Annotated in this window: 24 protein-coding genes and 2 pseudogenes; 12 read left to right on the top strand and 14 right to left on the bottom strand. The window is 50.7% G+C overall.

What is annotated here, in order from left to right; genetic code table 11:
* Nucleotides 1–4 precede the first annotated feature (4 nt).
* Both pabB and NL324_RS08300 read left to right on the top strand, forming a co-directional pair.
* Nucleotides 5–1,378, top strand: a complete 1,374-nt coding sequence (gene pabB / locus NL324_RS01050) for an aminodeoxychorismate synthase component 1 (RefSeq protein ID WP_253305974.1) — start codon at nucleotides 5–7, stop codon at nucleotides 1,376–1,378.
* 145 nt (nucleotides 1,379–1,523) lie between these two features.
* Nucleotides 1,524–1,631 (top strand): IS1-like element transposase, encoded by a 108-nt coding sequence (locus NL324_RS08300; RefSeq protein WP_436298177.1) that lies wholly within the window; start codon nucleotides 1,524–1,526, stop codon nucleotides 1,629–1,631.
* Between the two features lie 75 nt (nucleotides 1,632–1,706).
* Here NL324_RS08300 and NL324_RS01055 read toward each other — a convergent pair whose 3' ends face one another.
* The gene (locus tag NL324_RS01055) at nucleotides 1,707–2,147 is read right to left on the bottom strand and encodes a protein YgfX (RefSeq protein ID WP_253305975.1); all 441 of its coding nucleotides are present in this window, start codon (nucleotides 2,145–2,147) and stop codon (nucleotides 1,707–1,709) included.
* Nucleotides 2,148–2,209: 62 nt separating this feature from the next.
* On the opposite strand from NL324_RS01055, the gene ygfZ reads away from it, so the two are divergent.
* A complete protein-coding gene (ygfZ, locus tag NL324_RS01060; protein WP_253305976.1) occupies nucleotides 2,210–3,190 on the top strand; it encodes a tRNA-modifying protein YgfZ in 981 nt (326 codons plus the stop codon).
* Nucleotides 3,191–3,205: 15 nt separating this feature from the next.
* Here the strand turns inward: ygfZ and yiaY are convergent, their stop codons facing one another.
* Nucleotides 3,206–4,357, bottom strand: coding sequence for an L-threonine dehydrogenase (yiaY, locus tag NL324_RS01065; protein ID WP_253305977.1), 1,152 nt, complete (start codon nucleotides 4,355–4,357; stop codon nucleotides 3,206–3,208).
* Nucleotides 4,358–4,582: 225 nt separating this feature from the next.
* A complete protein-coding gene (rsmI, locus tag NL324_RS01070; RefSeq protein WP_253305978.1) occupies nucleotides 4,583–5,452 on the bottom strand; it encodes a 16S rRNA (cytidine(1402)-2'-O)-methyltransferase in 870 nt (289 codons plus the stop codon).
* Between the two features lie 99 nt (nucleotides 5,453–5,551).
* Here rsmI and NL324_RS01075 point away from each other — a divergent pair, with 99 nt between their 5' ends.
* From NL324_RS01075 to cspD, 6 genes are all read left to right on the top strand, one after another.
* Nucleotides 5,552–7,480, top strand: a complete 1,929-nt coding sequence (locus NL324_RS01075; RefSeq protein ID WP_253305979.1) for a penicillin-binding protein activator — start codon at nucleotides 5,552–5,554, stop codon at nucleotides 7,478–7,480.
* Nucleotides 7,438–7,839, top strand: coding sequence for a YraN family protein (locus NL324_RS01080; protein WP_253305980.1), 402 nt, complete (start codon nucleotides 7,438–7,440; stop codon nucleotides 7,837–7,839). The genes NL324_RS01075 and NL324_RS01080 overlap by 43 nt, the downstream gene beginning before the upstream one ends.
* A 3-nt stretch (nucleotides 7,840–7,842) precedes the next feature.
* Entirely contained in the window at nucleotides 7,843–8,436 is a 594-nt protein-coding gene (locus NL324_RS01085) for an SIS domain-containing protein (RefSeq protein ID WP_253305981.1), read from the top strand.
* A gap of 9 nt (nucleotides 8,437–8,445) precedes the next feature.
* Nucleotides 8,446–9,030, top strand: coding sequence for a division/outer membrane stress-associated lipid-binding lipoprotein (gene dolP, locus NL324_RS01090; protein ID WP_253305982.1), 585 nt, complete (start codon nucleotides 8,446–8,448; stop codon nucleotides 9,028–9,030).
* 155 nt (nucleotides 9,031–9,185) lie between these two features.
* Nucleotides 9,186–9,404 carry a translation initiation factor IF-1 gene (gene infA, locus NL324_RS01095; RefSeq protein WP_253305983.1) on the top strand — a complete coding sequence of 73 codons (219 nt, stop codon included), beginning with the start codon at nucleotides 9,186–9,188 and terminating at the stop codon, nucleotides 9,402–9,404.
* Nucleotides 9,405–9,944: 540 nt separating this feature from the next.
* Nucleotides 9,945–10,181 (top strand): cold shock domain-containing protein CspD, encoded by a 237-nt coding sequence (gene cspD, locus NL324_RS01100; RefSeq protein ID WP_253305984.1) that lies wholly within the window; start codon nucleotides 9,945–9,947, stop codon nucleotides 10,179–10,181.
* Nucleotides 10,182–10,268: 87 nt separating this feature from the next.
* On the opposite strand, the gene ihfA is transcribed toward cspD, so the two are convergent.
* From ihfA to thrS, 7 genes are all read right to left on the bottom strand, one after another.
* Nucleotides 10,269–10,562: an integration host factor subunit alpha gene (gene ihfA / locus NL324_RS01105; protein ID WP_253305985.1), complete on the bottom strand. Its 294-nt coding sequence runs from the start codon at nucleotides 10,560–10,562 to the stop codon at nucleotides 10,269–10,271.
* Between the two features lie 3 nt (nucleotides 10,563–10,565).
* Nucleotides 10,566–12,614, bottom strand: a complete 2,049-nt coding sequence (pheT, locus tag NL324_RS01110; protein WP_253305986.1) for a phenylalanine--tRNA ligase subunit beta — start codon at nucleotides 12,612–12,614, stop codon at nucleotides 10,566–10,568.
* A 16-nt stretch (nucleotides 12,615–12,630) separates the two neighbouring features.
* Nucleotides 12,631–13,614 carry a phenylalanine--tRNA ligase subunit alpha gene (gene pheS / locus NL324_RS01115; protein WP_253305987.1) on the bottom strand — a complete coding sequence of 328 codons (984 nt, stop codon included), beginning with the start codon at nucleotides 13,612–13,614 and terminating at the stop codon, nucleotides 12,631–12,633.
* Between the two features lie 182 nt (nucleotides 13,615–13,796).
* Nucleotides 13,797–14,153 carry a 50S ribosomal protein L20 gene (rplT, locus tag NL324_RS01120; protein WP_253305988.1) on the bottom strand — a complete coding sequence of 119 codons (357 nt, stop codon included), beginning with the start codon at nucleotides 14,151–14,153 and terminating at the stop codon, nucleotides 13,797–13,799.
* A 33-nt stretch (nucleotides 14,154–14,186) separates the two neighbouring features.
* Entirely contained in the window at nucleotides 14,187–14,384 is a 198-nt protein-coding gene (gene rpmI / locus NL324_RS01125; protein ID WP_253305989.1) for a 50S ribosomal protein L35, read from the bottom strand.
* Nucleotides 14,385–14,481: 97 nt separating this feature from the next.
* A complete protein-coding gene (gene infC / locus NL324_RS01130; RefSeq protein WP_253307093.1) occupies nucleotides 14,482–15,021 on the bottom strand; it encodes a translation initiation factor IF-3 in 540 nt (179 codons plus the stop codon).
* 3 nt (nucleotides 15,022–15,024) lie between these two features.
* Complete coding sequence (gene thrS, locus NL324_RS01135) at nucleotides 15,025–16,953, bottom strand: threonine--tRNA ligase (protein WP_253305990.1); 1,929 nt, start codon at nucleotides 16,951–16,953, stop codon at nucleotides 15,025–15,027.
* A 517-nt stretch (nucleotides 16,954–17,470) separates the two neighbouring features.
* Here thrS and NL324_RS01140 point away from each other — a divergent pair.
* Nucleotides 17,471–18,238, top strand: a complete 768-nt coding sequence (locus NL324_RS01140) for an MlaA family lipoprotein (protein ID WP_253305991.1) — start codon at nucleotides 17,471–17,473, stop codon at nucleotides 18,236–18,238.
* Between the two features lie 23 nt (nucleotides 18,239–18,261).
* Here NL324_RS01140 and tldD read toward each other — a convergent pair whose 3' ends face one another.
* From tldD to NL324_RS08400, 4 genes and pseudogenes are all read right to left on the bottom strand, one after another.
* Entirely contained in the window at nucleotides 18,262–19,707 is a 1,446-nt protein-coding gene (gene tldD, locus NL324_RS01145; RefSeq protein WP_253305992.1) for a metalloprotease TldD, read from the bottom strand.
* Between the two features lie 122 nt (nucleotides 19,708–19,829).
* A complete protein-coding gene (locus NL324_RS01150; protein ID WP_253305993.1) occupies nucleotides 19,830–21,077 on the bottom strand; it encodes an Rne/Rng family ribonuclease in 1,248 nt (415 codons plus the stop codon).
* A gap of 282 nt (nucleotides 21,078–21,359) precedes the next feature.
* A complete protein-coding gene (locus NL324_RS01155) occupies nucleotides 21,360–22,550 on the bottom strand; it encodes an inverse autotransporter beta domain-containing protein (protein WP_253305994.1) in 1,191 nt (396 codons plus the stop codon).
* A 200-nt stretch (nucleotides 22,551–22,750) separates the two neighbouring features.
* Nucleotides 22,751–23,195 (bottom strand): annotated as a pseudogene (locus tag NL324_RS08400) (IS3 family transposase); the annotation flags it as partial.
* A 112-nt stretch (nucleotides 23,196–23,307) separates the two neighbouring features.
* On the opposite strand from NL324_RS08400, the gene NL324_RS01165 reads away from it, so the two are divergent.
* Both NL324_RS01165 and NL324_RS01175 read left to right on the top strand, forming a co-directional pair.
* Nucleotides 23,308–23,466: a hypothetical protein gene (locus tag NL324_RS01165; RefSeq protein ID WP_253305996.1), complete on the top strand. Its 159-nt coding sequence runs from the start codon at nucleotides 23,308–23,310 to the stop codon at nucleotides 23,464–23,466.
* Between the two features lie 27 nt (nucleotides 23,467–23,493).
* Nucleotides 23,494–24,659: pseudogene (locus NL324_RS01175) on the top strand (IS3 family transposase).
* The last annotated feature ends 173 nt before the right edge of the window (nucleotides 24,660–24,832 follow it).

Below are 24,832 nucleotides of genomic sequence, written 5' to 3' on the forward strand. Positions count from 1 at the left end.
ATGAATGACTACTTCGTGTACCCCGACTTTTTACGCATTACCCTATACCCCACAGTACTTGACTACCGAGTTTGCGCCGCTCATGAGCCAACCCTGGACGCTGTTATTACACTCCGGCAGCGCTGAACATGCCCATAGTCGATTTGATATTTTAGTGGCTGATCCACAGGCAACCTTAGTCACTCACGGTGCAAGCACCACCATGACCAGCAAACAGTATGGGAAACAGGTTGCCTTTGACGATCCACTCCTATTGCTCCAACAACTGCAGCAACAACTCCTTCCGGTAGTCAGCCCACACGCAGTTTATCCCTTCCAGGGCGGGGCAGTGGGCCTATTTAGTTATGATTTGGGCAGGCGTTTTGAGAGCTTCCCGACGATAGCTGCTGTCGATACTCAACTCCCAGACATGGCGGTCGGTCTGTATGATTGGGCGTTAATAGCTGATCACCAGCAGCAGCAGTGCCTGCTGATCTGCCAAGGCGACTGCTCAAAACGACTTCACTGGTTACAACAGCAACGCCACGCTACTCAGATCCAACCCTTTCAGCTGACTGGACCTTGGGTAGCCAATATGAGTCGTAGCGCCTATGCTGAGAAGTTTTTTAAGATCCAAGCCCATCTACAGCGTGGCGATTGTTATCAAGTCAACTTGGCCCAGCGCTTTTGTGCCCCCTACCAAGGCGATGAATGGCAGGCTTTCCAACGGTTACAGGCCTCCAATCGTGCCCCCTTTTCAGCCTTTTTACGTTTCCCTGAAGCGACTCTGTTAAGCTTCTCTCCAGAGCGCTTCTTACAAGTAACTCAAGGGGCGATCAATACACGACCCATTAAAGGAACCTGTCGGCGCCACGCTAACCCCGAGGAGGATCACCAAGCAGCCCTTGCCTTGGCCGCTTCCAGTAAAGATCGGGCTGAAAATCTGATGATTGTTGATCTATTACGCAATGATATTGGCCGTGTGGCACTGCCTGGTAGTGTACAAGTCCCTGAGTTATTTGTTATCGAAAGTTTTCCTGCGGTACACCATTTGGTCAGTACAATTACAGCGACCCTCGATCCCCGTTATACGCTTTTCGATCTACTACGCGCTACTTTCCCTGGGGGCTCCGTGACGGGCGCCCCCAAAATAGCCGCCATGACCCTCATTGAAGCGCTAGAACCACAACGACGTAGCGCCTACTGTGGCAGCATCGGTTATGTCAGTTGTTGCGGAACGCTGGATACGAATATCGCTATCCGAACGCTGCTCGCAGAAAAAAACCGGCTGTACTGCTGGGCTGGTGGCGCCATTATCGCTGATAGCGAGATGGAGGCTGAATACCAAGAGACCTTTGATAAGCTGAATAAAATCTTGCCGCTACTGAAGTTTGGGTAGTGGGTCATAGAGACTGATGTATGATGACTGTCATCAAAAAAAGAAAGTTTAGAGGACAGTTATCCAGGTTCAGTGTCGTTATTGTCGCCAAGAGAGCGTAGTCAAAAATGGTCATCAGCCGGGTATCCAGGGATGCATCGTGGTTATGGCCTTCAATGGCTCCGGTGTTAGAGACACCAGTCGTATCTTGGGGAGTAGCAAAAACACCGTATCACGGTGTTTAAAAAAAATTAGACCCTGCCTGCTCCAGTAGTCAACCACAAGCTATCGGTGACGTGGCTTTGATTTGCGAGATGGATGAACCATTATGACCCACTACCGGCTTTTCCTAGTGTTCTAACATCCGCTCTCGGTGCTGGAGTATCCGGCAGAGCGCCCGCCATTCAGCCAGGGTCATGCTGTCTCTCGCTAGCCATAGACGCCGCCAGGGAGCCGCCGGCAACAGTAACCAGACGCCCCAGGGAGTGGCTAGGGTAGTCGTGATCGGCCACACCCGATCTTGCCAAAGCAGGCAATCATCACTGCGTAATGCGATAGCTCCCTGGCAGGCTACAATACGCCGTTGGGCCTTCAGGCCATCCCACAATATCGCCCCTAACAACGGGGGGATCACCATCCACCGGCTAATAGGCCACTGCGTGACCATCACCGCCCAGGAGACGCTTCCCTGTAGTAGCAGTACGCCACACTGCGTCCACCGGGAGCGCTGTAAAGCGGCTTGCCATAACACCCTAATCGGGCCCACAGCACGAATCATTAAACTAGACACGTGATCTCGAGGATAGGATCATAGTAGGATACTGTGCAATCACTCAATGAATGAATGTACCAATGATGCCCTTTGACAGCCCTTATGAGCCGACAGCACTGTTCTCAACAGAACAGCTCCCGCTCACTATTCTCCCGCTAACAGCGTGGGCTCTGGTCACGCTGAGCGGACCCGATCGACAACGCTATCTGCAAGGTCAGGTAACCTGCGACGTCACTACCTTACAAGATAATAACTATTTGCTCGGTGCTCATTGCGATGTTCAGGGTAAAATGTGGAGCTGTTTCCAACTTTTTTCGCTGGTTGAGCAGCTAGCGCTCCTACAACGCCGTAGCGTTTGTGAGGCACAACTGAACGCTCTGCGGCAGTATGCCCTCTTTTCTCAAGTCACGATAAAACAAGAGGAGTCGTTTTCGCTGCTAGGCATTGCTGGTGCTGGTGCCAGACAAGCGCTACAAACACTATTTTCCCAACTACCCAGTGCTGAAGCGCCCTGTTTGGTCATTGAGAATCAAGTACTGCTTTATTATCCTGATCCTGCTGAACGTTATTTGCTGGTTGTACCGCAACCAGCCCATGAAATAACCAGCGCTTTACTACGGCAAGGTGCCCGCTTTGGGCCCTCTGAGCAGTGGTTAGCCTTGGATATTGCGAGTGGTCTACCGATTATCGATGCCCCTAACAGCGGCCAGCTACTGCCTCAAGCCGTACAGTTAGACCAACTGAACGGAATTTGCTTTACTAAGGGCTGTTATATGGGGCAAGAGGGCGTAGCACGAGCCCAGCACCGTGGCACACAGAGACGAGCACGCTACTGGCTCACTGGGCACAGCCCCGAACTACCCGAAGTGGGGGACTCTTTAGAAGTTCAGTTCGGTGCGCAGTGGCGAACCAGTGGGCGGGTGTTAGCTAGGGTTCGCTTAGCGGATGGCACGCTGTGGGTACAAGCAGTACTCCCTTCACCACTGGAGCCCACCAGCAGCTTAAGGGTTCGTCACCAACCAGACAGCCTGCTCTGCTCTGTCGACCTGACGGCTCAGTGAGCCGTCACAAAATGATTACAGCGCGGCTTTAAAAATAGCAATAATTTCTGCCTGGCTTGCCTGACGTGGGTTGGTCACTCCACAGGCATCCTGCAAGGCATTAGTGGCGAGCAGTGCGAAATCGGACTCTTTGACCTGCAACATCGCCAATCCAGCAGGAATATTCACAGTTTTTGCTAATGCCTTGATAGCACCGATACAAGCTTCTGTCTGCTGCTGTTCATTCAAGCCGTGGATATCTATCCCCATGGCGGCTGCAATATCCCCTAAGCGCTTGGCACAGGCTGGCGCGTTGAAAGCTTGTACATGGGGTAACAATATCGCATTGCAGATCCCGTGTGGTAAGTCATAAAAACCGCCAAGCTGGTGAGCCATCGCATGAACATAACCCAACGAGGCGTTATTAAAGGCCATTCCCGCCAAAAATTGAGCGTAGGCCATACTTTCACGGGCTGGCTGATCATCCCCTCTCTGGACCACCTGTGGTAAAGCGTGAACAATCATCGTGATGGCTTTTAACGCACAAGCATCTGTAATCGGATTGGCAGCAGTCGATACATAAGCTTCTACGGCATGGGTTAATGCATCCATCCCGGTGGCTGCAGTCAGCGAAGAGGGCATACCCGCCATCAACTCTGGATCATTGACCGACAGTAAGGGGGTCACGTGCTTGTCAACAATCGCCATTTTGATATGGCGTATTGGATCAGTGATGATACAAAATCGTGTGATCTCTGAAGCCGTTCCAGCGGTTGTATTGATAGCAATCATCGGGAGCTGTGGTCGGCTTGAGCGATCAACCCCTTCATAATCTTCTATCGAGCCCCCGTTGCTCGCGACTAAGGCGATGCCTTTCGCACAGTCATGGGGAGACCCTCCGCCTAATGAGATCACACAATCACACTGCTGTTGCTGTAACAGTGCCAAGCCCTGTTGCACATTATCCGTTGTTGGGTTAGGTCGGGTGTCGCTATACACGACACTCTCAATGCCTTGTTGATTCAGTAACTGCTGTATTCGAGTAGCCATTCCACACTGCAGCAGTCCCTGATCAGTGACGATCAGTGCTCTGTGCAGCCCATAGGCCTGTACAGCATCAACCGCATCCGATAGTGCACCACGACCTATCATGTTAACAGCCGGCATAAAAAAGGTGGAAACAGCCATAGTAACCTCTTGTACTGGAGAGCAATCAGTAGACAATTTGGTGGAATAAGCGATCAGTCGCAAAGCAAAAAAGTTTCGCTATTGTACCAGCACGGTGGAGAAAGACCCAGGTTCTATTGCAATCTCCGTAGTAGTCATGGTTAGGATAACTACCGATGGATTAGGTGGTCAACTGAAACCAATAGATCCTCCCATGACCACCAGAAATCTCTGGCTCGATAAGGTTTACGACAACGCTGATGCCTCCTCAGCTGGCAGCCTCTGTTTTAAGGTCAATCCATAGCGGTACACTGCGTTCTTTTTAACAGCATGGATAGCTGCCGTCAGGGCTGCGGCCTGTTTCAAAGGCAGCTGTTGCAGTGATAGTGCTAGGGTCCGTTGCACAGCGGGTGACAACCCCTGATCATCCCCTGGGTAACCTGAAACCACTAACACTATCTCGCCCCGCTGGCGCCAGGGATCTTGTTGCACCCACTCCAGCAGCTGACCTGCTGGGGCGCCATAAATTTGCTCCCACAACTTGGTTAACTCTCGGGCCAGTACCACAGGGCGTTCAACACCGAACACCGTGATGATATCCTGCAAGCACTCCACCAGGCGATGACAGGATTCGTAAAAGATCAGCGTACGTGGCTCGGCCACTAACGCTTGTAAGGCATGGCAGCGCTCGGCTCGCTTAGCCGGTAAAAACCCTTCAAAACAAAAGCGATCCGTAGGAACCCCCGCGGCTGATAGTGCTGTAATCGCGGCACAGGGGCCAGGGAGTGGTACCACCGGAATTCCCGCTGCCCGGCAAGCACAGACCAATTGAAATCCTGGATCACTCATCAACGGAGTCCCGGCGTTTGAAACCAACGCTAGGGTGCTCCCTGATTGCAGTCGCTTGATTAAGATCGGCACACACCGCGCTTCATTATGGTCATGCAGGGCAAAAAACCGGTTTTGGATCCCAAAATGCTTCAACAAGCGCCCACTATACCGGGTATCTTCTGCCACGATGAGGTTGACTGTGCGTAATACCGTCAGCGCACGCTGGGTGATATCCTCTAAATGACCAATCGGCGTAGGAACAATGTAGAGGGTTGGGAGTTGCATCGTAAATTGTGCCTTAATCTGAGTGATCTGGGTTGTGTCCTACGGCGCCCCCCACTAAGATGAACTATCTTAACTCTAGCAGGAGCCTGTGAACGGCTTATGTTGCTGATCCGATTAATCGTTCCTCTACCGCGTCGTGCCTTACAGCTGGTTCTTTTAATGGTGACCCTAGTGAGCGGCTGTCAACAGGCTCCCACCTTATTACAGCCGGATGATCTCTATGATCCCGCGGCGCGTGCTGCTTATTATCTCTCGCGTCTGCAGCAAAGCCAGGGTCCTGTTGCTAACACCTGGCGACTATTGGCCATACGCGCCCTCTTACAAGAGGGGCAGCTGGCACAAGCGCTACAGCACCTCCAAGCGTTACCGCCGTCACTCACGCCTGAACAATATCAGGAACAACAACTCCTGACAGCCGCCATCGCCCTAGAGCATCGCGATCCAATCAGTGCCTCCAAACCCTTAAACGCATTGGCACCTGGCGCACTCCCGACTCATCAGCAATGCCGTTACTATCAACTACGCTATACCCTAGCCAAATTACAGCAGGACCCACCAGCGGAGATAGTCGCCCTCATTGCCTGGCAACCGCTGCTCCCAAAACCGGCCCAAGCGGTTCATTGTGAGCAGATCTGGCAAAGGCTTGTAGCCTTATCGACAACCGATCTGCAGTCGCTAGCGGCGGTGGAGCCCTCCACACCCTTGAAAGGGTGGTTAGCACTACTAGCGCTCTATCAAGCCACGCCCCCCAGCCTCCAACAGCTGAAAGAGGCTATCGCGGGATGGCGTCAACAGTATCCTACTCATCCAGCAGCTCAGCAGTTACCAGCACTGATGATCCAACAGCTGCAACTACAACCGCTGAAGTTGCATAAAATCGGCCTGCTATTGCCCATGAGTGGTCCTGCGGGCCCCTTCGGACACAGTATCTACCAAGGCTTTATGGATGCCGCGCGACCAGCGACTAGTCCCCCATCGCTGCCAGAGCAAGCTGAATCGCTCCTCACCGAGGAAACCCCTGCCAGTACTCTGCCAGACATCGTCACCTATGATACCACGACCCAGCCTATCCAAGCATTGTTGGCCCAGGCGCAACGTGATCAGGTTTCACTACTCGTCGGTCCTTTGCTCAAGCAGGAGGTTGAACAGCTCAGTCAGCTGAAAGTACCCCTGCCCCTCTTAGCACTGAACGTTCCCTGGCAGCCGCCAACGATGCAGCGCTCCATCTGTTACTACGGGCTCACTCCAAGCGATGAAGCTCAAGATGCTGCCCGCCACTTATGGCACCAAAAAAAACAACAGCCTTTAGTGTTAGTGCCTCAAAGCCCTTTGGGGGAGCAAGCAGCTCGGGCTTTTCAGCACACGTGGCAGCAGCTCTCTGGCTATAAACCGGTGGTTCACTATTTTTCGCCTGTCACGGAGTTAAAACAGACTATCAATCACTTATCAAGCCGCTCCCAGCCAGCAGCGACTGCCACACTGCCTGATAGACCGGAAGAACCTGTTGAAGAGCTCTCTTTGCTAACACTATTTCCTAACCAAGACAACCGCTTCGAAGAGGGCTCAGTGGTGTGGGATCTTCCAACCATTGATGCCGTCTACATGGTCGCTACGCCTGAAGAGTTCACTCTTCTTAAGTCCCTGCTGGATACGACCATCCCCGCGGCAGATAAAAGACCTGCACTCTATGCCAGCTCACGCAGTTTTCGCTCCACCATTGGCCCCGATCTACGTTTAGAGATGGAAGGGCTACAATTCGGTGATATTCCTCTGCTGATCACCCAACAGCCCCTGTCTATTAGCCAGCAGGCAGCTAAACGGTTTAATAAGGATTTTTCGCTGATCCGCCTCTACGCCATGGGACATGATGCCTGGCTGCTAGCCAACCACTTCGAAGAGCTCTTAAGGCTACCCTATTTTCGATTATCAGGCACCACAGGTATTCTGAAGGCGGATTCTCATGGTATTATTCATCGGCAGTTAACATGGGCACGTTACTATCAAGGCCAAAAGCTTTTGGTACCCTAACCCGGCGTCAACAGGGGTTCTATTACGAACGCCTGGCACGACTCTACTTAGAGCGCGCTGGGTTGCGCTTCATTGCGGCTAATGTAATACTCCGGGGCGGCGAAATTGATCTGATCATGCAGGAGCAACAGATTTGGATATTTGTTGAAGTTCGTTACCGTGCCTCAAACTACTGTGGCGGCGCAATAGCCAGTTTTACGCGGTGCAAACAGCGCTGTTTATACCAGGCCGCGCGTGTATGGTTATTTAGACAAGGCCTCTGTCTAAACACAACCCCTTGTCGTTTTGATCTACTGGCCTTCAACGGCGACCCCGCAACGGTCGAATGGATCCCCAATGCTTTTAACGCTAACAGGTAGCCTATGTTAGATCAAATAAAAACCTGCCTCACCGAAAGCATTCAAACGCAAATTGCCGCTGCGGAAATTCTGCCAGAAAGCATTGCCCTGGCTGCAGTAGCCATTGTCCAAAGCCTATTAAATGGCAATAAAATACTCTGTTGTGGGAATGGGGTCTCAGCCGCCAGCGCCCAACGTTTTAGCGCCATGCTTATCCACCATTGTGAAACCGAGCGCCCCAGTTTACCCGCACTGTCGCTAACCGCTGATGCCGTTACTTTGACGGCTATTATTAATGATAATTTACAGGATGAGATTTATGCTAAACAGGTGCGCGCTTTTGGTCATGCTGGTGATATCTTGCTGGTGATATCTGAACGCAATACCAATCCAGCGCTCATTAAGGCAGTGGAAGCGGCTGTAACGCGTGACATTACCATTATCGCCTTAACGGGTGATGACGATGGCGTGTTAGCGGGTTTACTTGGCCCACAAGATGTTGAAATTCGGGTACCTTCCCAAAGTAGCGCTCGAATTCAAGAGGTCCACACCGTCGCCCTCAACTGTTTGTGTGATCTCGTGGATCATAGATTATTTAAGTCGCAAGATCATGAATAGGGGTGACAGATGCATCGCTTGCTAATCGCTTATAGTCTGTTTTTTGGGATAGTATTGTCAGTGTCAGGCTGTATCGGTGCCGGGGTAATCGGCGCTGCGGCCGTCATAGCCACTCAAGCAACCACTGATCCACGAACTGTGGGTCATCAGCTGGATGACCATACGTTGAAAGTACGCATCCTGACTGCCTTACGGCAAGATCAAGTGGTGCAGAAAAATACTCGGTATCAGCTTCACCTCCATACCGGCGTGGTGCTACTCACTGGGCAAGCGCCTACGCCTTCACTGCAACAACAAATCGAGCAGATCGTCGCTTCGGTCCCTGGGATCTTAGCGATCCACAATGAAATCCGACCTCTCCCGGTCATCACTGCACAGGTTGCTGCTCATGATGTCTGGCTCACGACCAAAATCCGCTCGCAACTGCTAGCAAACAAAAAGATAAAATTCAACCATGTGAAATTGGCGGTGGAAAATAGGGAGGTGTTTTTATACGGTTCAGTCACCCACGTAGAAGCTGAAACAGCGGTTGAGATTGCTAGACAGACTCAAGGCGTTAACAAGGTAATCAAACTATTTCAATATATTACATAACTCAGATCGTAGAAAAACTGCTTTCTACCTTGCCTGCTTTCTAGACAACACTGCGGTGACGTGCCCCCTTTCATTTCTGTAATCCTTTACACTACCCAGGTTTTTCGGCATCATCTGCGCTGACTCAATGCAGAGCATGAAATTACGGAGCAGCAATGGCTAAAGAAGAGTGTATTGAAATGCAGGGGACTATTTTAGAGACCCTGCCAAATACCATGTTTCGCGTCGAACTGGAGAACGGGCATGTCGTCGTAGCCCACATCTCCGGCAAGATGCGTAAAAACTATATCCGCATTTTAACCGGCGATAAAGTCACCGTGGAGTTAACCCCCTACGATCTCTCTAAGGGGCGTATCATTTTCCGCTGTCGCTAAGGCACGCTTGCCGCAGCGACCTGAGTGGCTATTGAACTAGTCAGCGCTTTTTATTGCGCCACCACCCCTTGCATGGCACTGTTAACAAAATAATTTCAGGACTTTCAAGCAAGCTAAGGTAAAAAAAGCGAAGAACATTATATCCAGTTTATCAAACCGCAAAGCGAGCCTTTTATTTTCTTTAATGTTCTTAAAGAAATACTCGATGTTGTAACGGCTTTTGTATCTTGCTGTATCCTTCTCTTGAATACCCGGATAAATGGCTCTTTTTCGCCATCGGACTCTCCCCGATCGACATCCTATTCAGTAGCTGGTTCTAGGATACACAAGCGGGACGGCTTCAGGCTACCTGGCGATCTCGCTTAGCTGAAAGATACCTTTAGCCGCTATTCTACTCAATCCATTGCAAAGTAGCAGAAGTAACTACTTGACGTGGCGCTAAATTCTATTAAAGTACCCGTAGGCTATTTTTGTTTTTTAAAAAACAAATAGTTAGACTATTGGTCATCAGTTAATGGATTAATAAAGGATTGTAATGATATGGAGACAGGTATCGTCAAGTGGTTTAATAATGGCAAAGGTTTTGGATTTATCTGCCACCCTGAGAGTGGCGAAGATGTCTTTGCTCACTACTCTATGATTCAAATGGAGGGCTACCGTACCCTCAAAGCAGGTCAGCAGGTGCGATTTACCCTCCAGAAGGGCGCTAAGGGCCAGCATGCAATCCATATCCAACCAGACTCGGATGCGCCTGCTAAGGCGGTAAGCTCAAGCTGATCGCCTACCGCCTGTGGGGCATGCAATCAGCGGCCCTGATCTCTGCTTAAAGCTTCATGCCCCGAGCAGTGCTTAGATGCTGTACTTCTAGGGCGCTTGTTGCCAGACGATTCTGTTTTTTAGCTTCTGACCTGGATGAAAAGTAACCACACGCCGCGCCGTAATCGGAATGTTCTCTCCGGTTTTTGGGTTGCGTCCAGGACGTGGGCTCTTGTCTCGTAAGTCGAAGTTACCAAAGCCAGACAATTTCACCTGTTCACCGCTCTGTAAAGTAGTCCGGATCTCTTCAAAAAAGGTTTCGATAAGCTGTTTGGTATCCCGTTTGCTGAGCCCTAATTTCGCAAACAAATTTTCAGCCATATCGGCTTTGGTTAGCGCCATCGTTCAATGCCTCAAGGATGCTTGGAATCGTTGTTGTAATGCCGTCACTACCCGCGATACTATCGCTGCCATTTCGCCTTCCTCCAGGGTATGGTGGCTACTCTGTAGCCATAAACTCATTGCCAAACTTTTACACCCCCTAGGAACCGCTCCACCGCGATAAATATCGAATAAGTTTATTCGCATTAGCTCATCTTTAGCAACTTCCTTGCACAATTCCATCACTGATTCAGCAGTCACCGTTTCAGAAACCACTACAGCAAGATCCCGACGGTTAACCGGAAAACGAGAGAGTTCCCGAGCACGTGGCACCGTGCACTGTAGTAATGGGTCGACTAACAGCTCAAATACTAACGTGCTGCCATTAAGCTCCAGCTGCTGCTCAACCGTAGGATGTAATGCACCCAGGTACCCTATCAACCCATCCCGTAGATAGATAGCAGCACTTTTCCCCGGATGTAATGCCGGGTGAGCGTGCTGTTTAAATCGTAGACTGTCCGGGTGATCTGTGAGTGCGACCAGAGCTTCTACATCCCCTTTCATATCGAAAAAATCGATACTATGGCGCGGTAAGTCCCAATGTGCTTCATCACGATCACCACTGATCACGCCGGCAATAACACGCTCCTGTAAAACCCCCTGTTCCGCCTGGTCGTTGGGAATAAACCGTAGACCCATTTCGAATAGCCGTATCCGCTGTTGCTGACGATGCTGGTTATAGAGGAGTGCCCCTAATAAACCACTCCATAGCGATAGCCGCATGGCGGAGAGTTTTACAGAAATAGGATGCGGCAAAACTAAAGCAGGCTGCTGCGGATGTAGCCGTTGTTGCTGCTCTGGATCGACAAAACTGTAGGTGATCGCTTCTTGGTAACCTCGGTCAACCAATCGTGTCCGCAGGCGGTTGAGTGGTAACTGCTCCTCAGAATGGGATTGAAACAGCAATGGGGCCTGAGGCGCACAGGCTGGGATCCGATGGTAGCCATACACCCGAGCGATCTCTTCAATCAAATCCACGGCTAAGGCTAGATCGACCCGCCAACTGGGTGGAACCACCTGCCAACCCTCCGCAATGCTCTGAACTTGACAGCCCAGCGCTGTCAGTTGAGCGGCGACCCAAGCAGCGTCAAAGTGATGCCCAATAAGCCGCTCCAGGGCGTGGTGCTGCAGATGAATGGTGGGCGGTTGAGGCAATGCCGCCGGGGTAGTAACCTCCATCAGCGGACCAACCTCACCGCCACAGTGTGCTAATAACAAGGCCGTAGCCCGCTCTAAAGCCCGTTCAGGGAGCAGCGGATCAACACCACGCTCAAAACGGTAGGCGGCCTCGCTAGTGATCCCATAGCGTCGTGCTCGGCCGCTAACGACTCGAGGATCAAAGTGAGCACTCTCTAACAGCAGCTGTTGAGTCGATGGTTGAACCGCGGACGACTGCCCACCCATCATTCCGGCCATGGCCAGTAGCTGACGTTGATCAGCCACCACCAAGGTGTCACACTCCAGCGTCACCTGACGTTCATCAAGGACGGTTAATGTTTCGCCAGCACGGGCGAAACGAACGGTCACCGCACCTTCAATCACTGCCAAATCAAACGCATGCAGGGGCTGACCTAGCTCGATCTGCACATAGTTGGTGATATCGACCACAATGGAGTGGGTCGGGCGAATGCCACAATGCTGCAACTTTTGCTGCATCCACCTAGGCGTTTCAACCCGGGCATCAAGATTTTTCAAGACCCGACTGCAATAACGCGGACAAGCAGCTGGGCTCTCAACCCCAACGGATACCGTATCTTCAATAGTCACTGTTGCAGGGGTGATTGTCGGTGCCTTCAACGGCAGTTGGTTGAATAGCGCTACTTCACGTGCCATGCCAGCAATGCTTAAGCAGTCGGCCCGATTCGGGGTTAAGCTGATCTCAAACAGGCAGTCCCCAGCCACCAAGGTGAGCTGCTCCACTTCCAAGCCTGCCAAGGTCAGCTGTTCAGCCAGCTGTTCTGAGCTGATCGGTGGATCAACCCATTCGCGTAGCCACGCTTCACTCAATTTCATACTCAAGCGGCCTCACTCATTTGAACTGTTGTAGGAAGCGAACATCGTTCTCAAAAAAAGAGCGAACATCGGGCACCCGGTAGCGCAACATCGCTAACCGTTCCACCCCCATACCAAAAGCAAATCCAGAATAGATCTCCGGATCGATACCGACACCGCTTAGAACCTTAGGGTGCACCATGCCAGCACCCAGCACCTCCAGCCATCGCTGATCCGAGCGCCTAATATCGATCTCCACTGAGGGCTCGGTAAAGGGAAAATAGGAGGGACGAAACCGCACGGATAGGGGCTCTTCAAAAAAATGGACGAGAAAGTCGTGTAAGATCCCTTTGAGAGCGGCAAAAGTCACCTGGGTATCCACCATCAACACCTCCACTTGATGAAACATTGGGGTGTGGGTTTGATCATAGTCATTACGATAGACCCGTCCCGGGGCAATGATACGCAGCGGTGGTGCCTGCTGTTTCATAGTACGGATCTGAACATTGGAGGTTTGGGTGCGCAGCAGCCGCTGAGCATCGAACCAAAAGGTGTCATGATCGGCACGGGTAGGATGGTGTTCTGGGATATTTAAGGCATCAAAATTATGTTCCGCATCCTCTATTTCTGGGCCAGAGACTGAGGTAAATCCCAGATCATTAAAAAAGCGTTCAATCCGCTCAATCGTGCGGGTTATCGGGTGTAGGCCTCCCTGATCGAGTCGTCGTCCTGGCAGCGTGATATCCAGCGTTTCCGTAGCGATTTTCGCTTGATCCGCTGCGGCAGTCAGTAAACGCTTTCTCTGCGCAAGCGCACTTTGAATCACTTGTTTTGCTTGATTAATCTGCTGGCCAGCCCCTGGACGCACCTCAGGCGCTAGCCCCCCTAGCGTGGCCAGTTGCTGCGTGATCAGCCCTTTCTTGCCTAAAAAGTGCACCCTGATCTGTTCAAGTGCGGCAATATCTTTTGCTGCATCAATCGCTATTTGCGCTTGAGTGACCCAGTGTGTGAGATGTTGCATGCTTCCCCCGATCAGTAAAAAACCTCTCAAAGTGAGAGGTTTTTAGGTGGCATCAAAGCTATCCCGATCCCAGCGATTTAACCACGCGACTGAAGCCAACAGAGGCTATAGCGAAACCCCTTGAGTGGCCACAATCGCTCACGCCTCCCACAGCACGGAAGCGGGTCAAACGCTTTATTCAGTTAAGCTAACGCTAATTTAGCTTGTTCAACCAAGCCTGAAAACGCTGCTTTATCGAAAACTGCCAGATCCGCTAAAATCTTTCGATCAATGTCGACAGCAGCACGCTTAAGACCATTCATCAAACGGCTATAGGATAAACCATTCTGCTGCGCCGCCGCATTGATTCGGGTGATCCACAATTGGCGAAATTGGCGTTTACGCTGCCGGCGATCGCGGTAAGCATACTGGGCGGCTTTAGTCACCGCCTGCACAGCAACCCGGTAAACCCGCGAGCGGGCCCCATAATAGCCCTTCGCTTGTTTCAGTACTTTTTTGTGGCGGGCGCGGGCCACCACACCCCGTTTTACACGAGCCATCGTGCTCTCCTTCTCAAATTATCGGCAGCGTGATTATACATAAGGTAAACACGCCACGATCTGAGCACGATCGGCGGGAGCCACCATGGATTTTGCACGCAAGTGGCGTTTACGCTTTGACGATTTTTTGGTCAAAATGTGACGCACATGAGACTGTTTGTGCTTGAAGCCCCCTGAAGCCGTTTTTTTAAAACGCTTGGCAGCACTCTTTAAGGTTTTTTGTTTAGCCATATCAATAAAACTCCGCATTGTCAGTGACAACAGGACAACAACTCTGTTCTAGAGGGATGGGTGAAACCGATTTCCCCTAGCGCTCATGCTCTGTTGGCTATTTTTTCTTAGGGGCCAGTACCATGATCATTTGCCGACCCTCAATCCGGGACGGAAACGATTCAACGACGGCCAATGGAGCGAGATCTTCTTTGAGGCGATTCAGCATATCAAGACCGATCTGCTGATGCGCCATCTCACGACCACGAAATCGCAGCGTGATTTTCGTTTTATCGCCCTCTTCTAGAAAGCGTATCAGGTTGCGTAGTTTGACCTGATAATCACCTTCGTCAGTACCCGGTCGAAACTTAATCTCTTTGACCTGGATAATTTTTTGCTTCTTCTTTTGTTCCTTTGCAGACTTACTCTTTTCATAAAGGAATTTACCGTAATCCATAATACGGCAAACGGGTGGCTCAGCGTTTGGACTGATTTCAACGAGATCGACACCCGCTTCTGCGGCCTTGATTAACGCTTCGTTGATACTAACTACGCCAACCTGTTCACCCTCTAAATCGATTAGGCGAACATGGCTCACGCGGATCTCTTCATTAATGCGATTAGGACGCGTTGCCGGGATTCGTTTTCCGCCTTTAATGCTCTATTCCTCCAATAATTGCAAACGATAGCTGCTAATCTCTTGCTGTAGCAGCCCTATAAAGCGCTCGACCTCAAACGGCCCTAAATCCTGTCCACAGCGCGTTCGCACCGCAACACGCTGCTGGTGCATCTCCTGCTCTCCGCAGATCAACAGATAGGGAATTCGACGTAAGGTATGCTCGCGGATTTTAAAGCCAATTTTTTGGTTTCTCAAGTCCGATATAACACGAATCGCAGCATTTTGTAACTGTTGCTGAACTTGTCGAACATAATCAGCCTGTTTATCGGTGATGTTCATCACGACCACTTGGACCGGCGCTAACCAAGTTGGAAAATGGCCAGCATACTCCTCGATTAGAATGCCGATAAAACGCTCGAGGGATCCTAAAATGGCCCGATGGATCATGACCGGCACATGCCGTTCATTGTCTTCACCGACGTAGGTCGCTCCTAAACGCTCTGGCAGCGAAAAATCGAGTTGGATCGTCCCGCATTGCCAACCCCGATCGAGCGAATCATAAAGGGTAAATTCGATTTTCGGACCATAAAAGGCGCCTTCACCCGGTTGTAACTGAAAAGTGAGGCTGTGGCTACGCAGCGCCTGAACTAAGGCCTGTTCAGCACGATCCCAGACGACGTCAGAACCAATTCGCTCGGAGGGTCGGGTCGATAGCCGGACCTCTACACGCTTGAAACCAAACGTCGCGTAGGTATCATACACCATTTTAATACAGCCGCTCACCTCTGCTTGAATTTGGGCTTCGGTACAGAAGATATGTGCATCATCTTGAGTAAAGGCTCGCACCCGCATTAAGCCATGTAGTGCGCCAGAAGGTTCATTGCGATGGCAGCAGCCAAACTCCGCCAAGCGCAGCGGTAGATCTCGATAGGATTTCAACCCTTGATTAAAAATCTGTACATGTCCAGGACAGTTCATCGGCTTAATAGCATACTCACGATTTTCCGATGCTGTCGTAAACATGTGCTCGGCAAACTTTTCCCAGTGGCCAGATTGTTGCCACAACTGGCGATCCAGCATCAGGGGGCCTTTAACCTCCTGATAGTGATGCGCTGCTAGTTGCGTACGGATAAAGGTTTCCAATTGGCGAAATAGGGTCCAGCCATCGGGGTGCCAAAACACCATCCCCGGGGCTGCTTCCTGCATATGGTAAAGATTGAGCTGCTGGCCAATTTTACGGTGATCCCGTTTGGCTGCCTCTGCCAAACGCTGCAGATAGTGTTCAAGACCCGCTTGATCCGCCCAGGCTGTCCCATAAATCCGCTGCAGCATCTTGTTGTGACTGTCGCCACGCCAATAAGCGCCTGACACTTTGAGTAATTTAAAATGGCGGCAGAAGCGCATGTTAGGGACATGGGGTCCGCGACACATATCCACGTACTCTTGATGATGATAGAGTGCTGGCCGATCGGTTTGGCGAATATTGTCCTCTAAAATAGTGATTTTATAAGGCTCTTCACGCTGCACAAAGCGATCCCGGGCTGCCTGCCAACTGACTCGCTCTTTAATGACCGGATAGTTCGTTTGCGCCAGTTGCAGCATACGGATCTCAAGCTGTGCCAACGCCTGCTCATCCAGCGGCGTCTCCAGATCAACATCGTAATAAAATCCATCCTTGATCACAGGTCCAATGGCCATCCGTGTCTCTGGCCAGAGCTGCTTGATTGCATGCCCCAGCAGATGGGCACAAGAGTGACGAATAATCTCCAGGCCCTCCGGCATCAGGGGCGTAATAATCATCAGGGTGGCATCCTGCTCGATCAGATCGCCGGCATCTACCCTTTGACCATTCACCAAGCCTGCCAGACACTGTTTGGCTAAACGGGGGCTGATAGTTTCGGCCACTGCTACAGGAGAAACGGGATGAGGATAGTGACGCTGACTACCGTCGGCGAGCGTAATCACCGGCATACTAACTCCTTCTCGACAGTACACTAGCGCATTTCATCATGTTGCCAGAGTTTACTTTCTAAACGGACCATTTTGTCAGATAACGAGACTAAACACCATAAGCAAATAAACTCTCCATCAGTAGGCCTCTACTGCTCAAGGAAGGTTCTAGGCTAAAGCCTACAATCCTCCGCACGCCCATCCAAGCAGAACGAGCACCCTCATGACTAAGATCTTATAAAATAACACTTTAAAGTTATATTGTTCATGCATCATCAGGGTGCTAGAATCGACTGCGCTACTGCTCAAAAAATATCCCTCAGGGGTTTAGCGTATGCTATGGTTATTAATCGATTAACTTTTTTGGGATCTCGCTGATTGTATGCTATCGGCCTCCATCAATGATTACCCTACCTCCGTGGTTTTTTTACCAAAGCTAGGGCTGGGTTCCTATCAGGATGAGCCGCATCGCGACGACCACCCCCTACACAGAGTGGCTCCACTAAGCCAGCTAAAGTGCTATTCACGGGTGCTGATCTTGATCGCTCCGATAGTGATGGCCAGCTGTGCGAGTCGTCCCCTCGTCATCCCTTCAAAAACGACGACGCCTCACGAATCAGTGCACCCTGCTGACGTTCATCGCTCGGATCCCCTGGAACCCCTCAATCGGCTGATGTGGCGATGGAACTACCATCTCCTAGATCCCCTACTACTCCGACCCCTGGCGGTCGTCTGGCATCACTGCCTGCCATACCGGCTACGACAGGGGATTGACAATGCGCTCGGTAATTTAGATGAACTGCCCAGCGCGATGAATTATTTACTGCAGGCCCAATTCACTAAGTCATTAAGACCTGTAGCCCGCTTTGCGATCAATACCCTTGTCGGGCTCGGGGGCCTGATTGATATCGCTAGCTACAGTGGCCTGCCAAAACACCCCCATTACCCATTAGGTCATGTACTTGGTTACTACCAGCTTGGCCATGGGCCTTTCTTGGTACTACCAGCCTATGGACCGACAACGCCACGACAGCTAACCGGTCGAATGATAGAGCAGATCTGCTATTTCCCACTCACCACCCTGACCTTATGGGGACGGGTTGGCAAGGAGTTATTAGAAGGCATTGAAAGGCGTGCTCAGCTGCTGTCACGAGAATCAATACTGCAGCACTCCTCAGACAGCTACCTCACCGTTCGTGAGGCCTACTTTCAATCGAATGACTTCGCGATTCAAGAGGAGCGGGGTGAGCAAGCGAAAGAACCCGATCAAGCGCTGCCACAGGAGATTTTAGATCAGCTGGATTAGCTCTACTTAGCGTTGCAAGCACGCTAGGCAACCCCACCCACCGTCATCGCCTCTATTTTTAAGGTTGGTTGCCCAACCCCAACCGGGACCATTTGGCCAGCTTTACCACAGATCCCAACGCCTGGATCGAGCGCTAAATCACTCCCCACCATCGAGATCTTCTGCATAGTGTCTATGCCAGATCCTATCAACGTCGCACCTTTAACCGGTTTGGTAACGCGTCCCCGTTCAATCAGATAAGCCTCCGCCGTGCTGAAGACAAAATTGCCTGAGGTAATATCGACCTGTCCACCCGAAAAGTGGGGCGCATAGAGGCCATAATCGACACTTTCAATGATCGCTTGTGGACTCTGCTGACCAGGTTGTAAATAGGTATTGGTCATACGTGGCATCGGCAGATGGGCATAGGATTCACGACGACCGTTACCAGTAGCAAGCACTCCCATGAGTCGGGCATTGAGTTTATCCTGCAAGTAGCCCTTGAGGATGCCATTTTCAATGAGCACATTGTGAGAACTCGGTGTGCCTTCATCATCAATGGTTAATGAGCCCCGACGTTCTGGCAGGGTGCCATCATCAATCACGGTGCATAACGGCGACGCGACCAGTTCGCCTAGGCGACCGGCAAATACCGAAGAGCCTTTACGGTTGAAATCCCCCTCCAACCCATGACCCACCGCTTCATGCAGCAGTACGCCGGGCCAACCTGGGCCAAGCACCACGGGCAATGTCCCGGCAGGAGCCGGGATCGCCTGTAGATTAACCAGGGCTTGGCGAACTGCCTCTTGAGCATAACTTTCGGCACGACTGATCCCCTGCATCGGTTGTAAAAAGTAGTCATAGCCACACCGCGCTCCGCCTCCGGCACTGCCGTGTTCACGGCAACCCTGCTGCTCTACCAACAAAGTAATCGAGAGGCGAACAAGGGGACGCCTATCAGCAGCCCACGTGCCATCAGTAGCCGCCACGAGGACCAACTCATAGAGGCCATCGAGGGTAACGGTCACTTGACAAACGCGTGGATCAGCTGCCCGGGCCGCCCGGTCAACCCGATGCAGTAAGTCAATTTTTTCTTCACGACGCAGCGTTTGTAACGGATTCACCGCGGGATACCAGGCTTGAGGCTGCCGAGTCACCAGAGCGCTTATGGCGCTTTGGCCCGCTTCGCGGGCAATACAGCGTGCTGTCTGGACACTCTGCTGTAGTGTGGAGACACTGAGCTGATCGGCGTAAGCAAAGCCGGTGGTTTCACCAGAGACTGCCCGTACCCCAATGCCTTGATCGATATGATAGGTCGCCCGCTTGATAATGCGTTCTTCCAGGATCCACTGTTCATGCCAAGTGGCTTGGCAGTAGAGATCGGCATAATCAATGTTCCGCTCTGCTAACAGGGTTAACCCAGTAAACAGCTGTTGTTGATTTAATCCGTAAGGGATCAGAAGCTGTTCACTGACAGCGGTTACACTCATGATAGTCGACCTATGGTAGGGGGTTGCGGATAATGGAATGGGGTGACTGCACGGCAGTCTAGTCAGAAAGATCCCCTGCAGATCATCATAACGCTAAATGGGTTCAGATGGTAGCCAAGGGTCTATCCTGAGAGGATCCCACGTCCCTGGCAGCTGGGACAGATCTGACACCGATCCCCAGCGAGGTGATCACGGCGACGCTGACGCGTCATCTCCACTAACCCTAACGGTGAGAACTCCCCTAGGGTCGTTTGAGCCCGATCACCGCTTAACAGCTGCCGTAGTGCGGCTAAAACCTGTTGCCGATGGGGGGCTTGCAGCATATTGATAAAATCGACCACAATGATCCCCCCGAGATCCCGCAAGCGGAGTTGCTGAGCAATCGCTTGGGCGGCCTCCAGATTGGTCTGCAGCGCTAGCCTGGCTGGATCGCTTGCCGCTACAAAGCTGCCGCTATTCACATCGATGGTCGTCAAGGCACTGGTCTGTTCTATCAGCAGATAGCCGCCACTAGGCAGTGCCACCGAGCGTCCTAACGCTTCCTGGATCACCGACTCAATCCCCCAGTGCTGAAACAGCGGTTTAGCACCGGGATAGCATTCAATTTTAGGGCAGATCTCAGGCATCCACTGTCGACTAAACGCCCTGAACTGCTCGGCAGTGCTTTGACAATCGACCACGATCTGTGTCAGCTCAGCGCTGCCGTAGTCGTGTAGGATGCGCGGTATCCAAGAGGGCTCCTCATAAAGCTTCTTGATCCCTTGGGCTGGCTGATCAGCCTGTAACACGCGCTGCCACTGCTGTTGCAGCAGCGTGATTTCATGGGCGATGGTGGCAGCATCAATGCCAGTGGCGGCCGTGCGGATCATCCACCCCAGGGCTTTCTTGGAATGGTTCATAACCACCGTGATCAGCCGTTCACGCTCCGCCACACTGGTAATGCGGCGTGAGATTTGGATAGCGCTCTGCTGAGGTAATAGCACCAGGTAGCGACCAGATAGTGTGATCCGCGTGGTCAGCTGAGGACCTTTTGTTCCAAAGGGATCCTGGATCACTTGGACCCTCAATGATTGGCCCTCATAAAGGGATCGATGGATGGGTGGAATGAGGGAAACCGCTTGCTGAGAGCGCTGTAAGGGGGGGGTATCCCGAATCTGGCTAACCGGCAAAAAAGCGGGTGGAACGGTACCAATATCGACAAAGGCCGCCTGTAGCGCTGGCAATAGCCGACAAACCCGCCCGCGATAAATGGCCCCAACCAGACTCGGCTGCTCTGGCCGAACCATCAGAAACTCCAGCACGCGTCTACCTTGACAGTAGGCGATGCGGATCGCAGTGGGCAGAACATTAATTAGTAGCGAGGTCGGCATGGCTGGATTCAAACAATACGTGCAACACAGCCTCCAGTATAAGCGAGTTTTTTGCCTAAGCCTAAAGTAGACCTATTATTGATAAGGATACCACTGCGTGTTTGATAGTAGGTTTGTTACCATGAAGTATGAGCGTTACCTCTTGTTTTAATAGAAGGCTCGAAACCTGCTATCAAAACCGGTAACGCTGCTCTTTTCAACTGCTAATCTCAGGTTAAATCGTAAGTAATACATAGAAGCTACAGCACCTATCCCTATCACTCCACTTTTGTTGAGATTTTTTTACCTCTTTCTCAACTGTTCTAATTTTTTCACTGCATTTACTGCTTGTTCTACTACTGCTCTTGCTGCATCTCTTGCTGCTTCTGCTTGTCCTAAGTCTTTTTCTGCTGCTTCTCTTGTTTTTCTTTCTGCTTCTGTTAATGCTTTTATTTCTGCTTCTGTTAATGCTTTTCTTACTCGTTCTGTTAATGTTTTTACTGCTTCTTCTTCTTCTTTTTTAGCTACTGCTACTGCATTTCTTGCTCTTGCAACTTCTGCTTCTGCTTCCTTTAATTTTCTTACAGCTGCTGCTTCTAATGCTTCTGCTTCTTTTAATGCTTCTTCTGCTGGATCGGCTATTTTTGCATATTTTACAACTATCATTCGCTCACGCTGCACCCGAGCCAGCCGCTGGCCCTCTGCTGAATGCAGTACGAAGACCTGCTGTGGATCTAACTGTTGGGATAGGGGGAGAGAAAAACGATAACTTAGCACGGCACTGATCTGATGTTTAGCGTTGCCACACCCGGCCTGCCTTTGATAAGCCAAAGTCAGGAGCGGAACGGGCGTGTAACTCACCCCCCAGCCCCACTGCTGAGGATTTCGATGGCGTTGTTGCTCGCTGTCTAAAGCGACTTCATCACCCCAATAGCGAACCGTGCGTAGGGAAACACCCAGATGCGGCAAAGCCGGTAGATAGCCTCTCAAAGTCGCATCATAACCGCTGGCCGTCCGCTGTCGATATCCTGTCAACTCATGAGCGCTCTTCCAGCCATTGACTGGGAGATAGCCATTGACGGCAAGCGTCAATGACTGCCACCACGCCTCACCCCCCAATCCTAAACGACGTTGCTGTCTTTTGGTCTCTTGATCATAGAATAGGTTAAACCCTAATCCCCAATGGACTTTGGGGAAATAACGCCATCCTAAACCAAGACTCAGTAGGTTTCGCTGTTGCTGGCGATGCCACCCGCCTTGCAGAAACAGCAGCTGTTGCTCCTCGTAGAAAAAAGGCCATAATCCTTCAATGGTTGAAAATTTTTGAGCAGCGTCCTCCTGCCTACCGAGGATTACATCAACAGCAGGAAGGGTCTGAAGAGTCGCTGAAGACTCACCGGCCATGGCTAAGGGCTGTTCTAGAGCCCTGGCGACCACGACATTGGTGCCAACGGCTAGGTAACACAATAAAGAAGTTTTTAATAGGGTATTCATAATATCAGGGACTCGCTCCTCGAAAAAAACATCCAGAATTATCACATAATAATAATACTTTTTTAAAGTAAAAGTTAACAATAATTTATCAATTGTCAACAATCTCCTAAAATGTCCGGTTTTTGATCGTATTCATATACTGGACCTTAAGCATTAAGTGCGGCGAAGATTCCATTGATCTTGCCCCGTTTTAACGGACACTAAGAAGAGAAACCCGCTAGTTGCTGTTGTCTGCTATTTTCAAACTCTACTGGTGAAACGTAGTTGAGTGTTGAATGCCGCCTTTTACGGTTATAAAACACCATGATGTACTCAAAAATACTCTGTTTAGCCTGTTCCTGGGTCTCATAGGACTCAAAGTAGACATGCTCGGTCTTTAGGGTATGGAAAAAGCTCTCAGCGGCTGCATTATCATAACAATTTCCAATCCCACTCATGCTCAGTAAAATACCCTATTGTTCGGCTACCCTGATCGGAATGATGAATCAGGCTCCCCGAGGGTTTTCTGTGTGTTACTGCCTGTTGTAGAGCGGCTATAACTAGAGAAGCCGTCATATGAGCTTACATTGCTAGTCCAACAATGTACCGAGAATATAGGTCTAAGATGACTGCAACATATAACCAACCCTCCTGGGTCGCAACGTAGTGTCGAGTAGACCGGGGGAGTTGCACCCCCAGACCCTCGCAGAAACGGACGTGAGCCTCTCGACTCATCCGGCTCCCATCATCCAACCGCTGGAAGACATCCCATTTCCCAATGCACGAAGGCACTCTGGAATCGACGCGCAAGCCGCCCAAGGGCATGACTCGCCCGCGTTTTATGACGGGCAAGGGTTTTGTACTTGCGCATCATCCAGCGCACCAGGTGATCTTGCTACCCTTTAACGGACACAACGAAGAGGAACAAAGCGTATAATTTTTTGTTACTTTTTGAGGTGAAGTTATGAATCAAGGGGAATCAAGGAGCTATGATAAGGAATTCAAGCTGAATGCGGTAAAGCTGTATCACAGCACTGGTAAAACGCTCTGTCAATTGAGCGAGGAATTGGGAGTTCCCAAGAGTACATTGGCAGGGTGGGTCCATCAGCATAACAAGGATGGTGCAGAGGCTTTCCCGGGCAAAGGATACCTGAAAGCGTCTGATGCTGAGCTCAGTCAATTGCGGAAAGAATTGGCGATAGCACGCGAAGAGAGGGATATCCTAAAAAAAGCCTTGGGCATCTTCTCAGTGGCCCGCAAGTAAAATACCAGTTTATGCAAAAGCATGCTGGGGAATTCAGCGTAGAGAGGATGTCCAACGTGTTAGGTGTATCCCGCAGTGGCTATTATCAGTTTATCAAGGCTGAGCCATCCAAGCGCTATTGTGAGGATGAGCGTTTAATATCTGAAATTAAAGAGGTTTATACCATAAGCAACCAAATTTACGGTAGCCCACGTATCCATGCTGAGTTACGAGCTAGAGGTGAGCGCTGTTCACGCAAACGGGTTTGTCGGCTAATGAAAGCAGCCCATATTGCGGCTAAGATGAAAAAACGATTTAAGGTAACCACAATAGTCGATCCAAAGGCCGCAGTGGCGCCTAATTTACTCAAGCAGAAGTTCACAGCCACTCGCCCTGATCAATACTGGGCAGCAGATATTACCTATATTCCGACCCAAGAGGGATGGTTGTATGTTGCTATCGTACTGGACCTGTTCTCTCGTAGTATCGTGGGGATGGATATGCAAGCTCACATGACCACCGAGTTAGTAGCCGCAGCATTACGCCAGGCAATAACACGGAGGAAGCCTGCTGCAGGTCTCATCCACCACTCCGACCGAGGCAGCCAGTATACCAGCAAAGGATTCAAGGCTGTATCGGCGCATCACCAGATAACGCTTAGCATGAGTAGTACGGGCAATTGTTATGACAATGCAGTAGCAGAGAGTTTTTTCCATACCTTAAAAACAGAGCACACCCACTTTGAACGTTTTGAGAGCAGAGAACAAGCCAAATTGAGCATTTTTGAATACGTAGAAGTGTTTTATAACCGACAGAGACGGCACTCAACGCTAGGCTATCTGTCTCCTGTAAATTTTGAAAAAAATTGGTTATCCCAGGTCGCTTAAGGTTTCTCTTCTCTGTGTCTAAAAAAAGGTGGCAAGATCAGTTCGAATCAAATCGGAATCAGTGTTCGGATATGATCGGAACCAGCAACTAACACCTTTCAGACTCATTTAAGGATTGGAATATACTTATACCATGAAATTAATGACAGAATAGCGGGCATCTAATGTAATAT

This window comes from unidentified bacterial endosymbiont (assembly GCF_918320885.1).
Lineage (GTDB): Bacteria > Pseudomonadota > Gammaproteobacteria > Enterobacterales.

What these genes read in the sequence shown, in the direction of transcription:
- pabB (WP_253305974.1), top strand. Translation starts at nt 5, where the DNA reads ATGACTACTTCGTGTACCCCGACTTTTTACGCATTACCCTATACCCCA.
- NL324_RS08300 (WP_436298177.1), top strand. Translation starts at nt 1,524, where the DNA reads ATGGCCTTCAATGGCTCCGGTGTTAGAGACACCAGTCGTATCTTGGGG.
- ygfZ (WP_253305976.1), top strand. Translation starts at nt 2,210, where the DNA reads ATGATGCCCTTTGACAGCCCTTATGAGCCGACAGCACTGTTCTCAACA.
- yiaY (WP_253305977.1), bottom strand. Translation starts at nt 4,357, where the DNA reads ATGGCTGTTTCCACCTTTTTTATGCCGGCTGTTAACATGATAGGTCGT.
- rsmI (WP_253305978.1), bottom strand. Translation starts at nt 5,452, where the DNA reads ATGCAACTCCCAACCCTCTACATTGTTCCTACGCCGATTGGTCATTTA.
- NL324_RS01075 (WP_253305979.1), top strand. Translation starts at nt 5,552, where the DNA reads ATGTTGCTGATCCGATTAATCGTTCCTCTACCGCGTCGTGCCTTACAG.
- NL324_RS01080 (WP_253305980.1), top strand. Translation starts at nt 7,438, where the DNA reads ATGGGCACGTTACTATCAAGGCCAAAAGCTTTTGGTACCCTAACCCGG.
- NL324_RS01085 (WP_253305981.1), top strand. Translation starts at nt 7,843, where the DNA reads ATGTTAGATCAAATAAAAACCTGCCTCACCGAAAGCATTCAAACGCAA.
- dolP (WP_253305982.1), top strand. Translation starts at nt 8,446, where the DNA reads ATGCATCGCTTGCTAATCGCTTATAGTCTGTTTTTTGGGATAGTATTG.
- infA (WP_253305983.1), top strand. Translation starts at nt 9,186, where the DNA reads ATGGCTAAAGAAGAGTGTATTGAAATGCAGGGGACTATTTTAGAGACC.
- cspD (WP_253305984.1), top strand. Translation starts at nt 9,945, where the DNA reads ATGGAGACAGGTATCGTCAAGTGGTTTAATAATGGCAAAGGTTTTGGA.
- ihfA (WP_253305985.1), bottom strand. Translation starts at nt 10,562, where the DNA reads ATGGCGCTAACCAAAGCCGATATGGCTGAAAATTTGTTTGCGAAATTA.
- pheT (WP_253305986.1), bottom strand. Translation starts at nt 12,614, where the DNA reads ATGAAATTGAGTGAAGCGTGGCTACGCGAATGGGTTGATCCACCGATC.
- pheS (WP_253305987.1), bottom strand. Translation starts at nt 13,614, where the DNA reads ATGCAACATCTCACACACTGGGTCACTCAAGCGCAAATAGCGATTGAT.
- rplT (WP_253305988.1), bottom strand. Translation starts at nt 14,153, where the DNA reads ATGGCTCGTGTAAAACGGGGTGTGGTGGCCCGCGCCCGCCACAAAAAA.
- rpmI (WP_253305989.1), bottom strand. Translation starts at nt 14,384, where the DNA reads ATGGCTAAACAAAAAACCTTAAAGAGTGCTGCCAAGCGTTTTAAAAAA.
- thrS (WP_253305990.1), bottom strand. Translation starts at nt 16,953, where the DNA reads ATGCCGGTGATTACGCTCGCCGACGGTAGTCAGCGTCACTATCCTCAT.
- tldD (WP_253305992.1), bottom strand. Translation starts at nt 19,707, where the DNA reads ATGAGTGTAACCGCTGTCAGTGAACAGCTTCTGATCCCTTACGGATTA.
- NL324_RS01150 (WP_253305993.1), bottom strand. Translation starts at nt 21,077, where the DNA reads ATGCCGACCTCGCTACTAATTAATGTTCTGCCCACTGCGATCCGCATC.
- NL324_RS01155 (WP_253305994.1), bottom strand. Translation starts at nt 22,550, where the DNA reads ATGAATACCCTATTAAAAACTTCTTTATTGTGTTACCTAGCCGTTGGC.
- NL324_RS01165 (WP_253305996.1), top strand. Translation starts at nt 23,308, where the DNA reads ATGCACGAAGGCACTCTGGAATCGACGCGCAAGCCGCCCAAGGGCATG.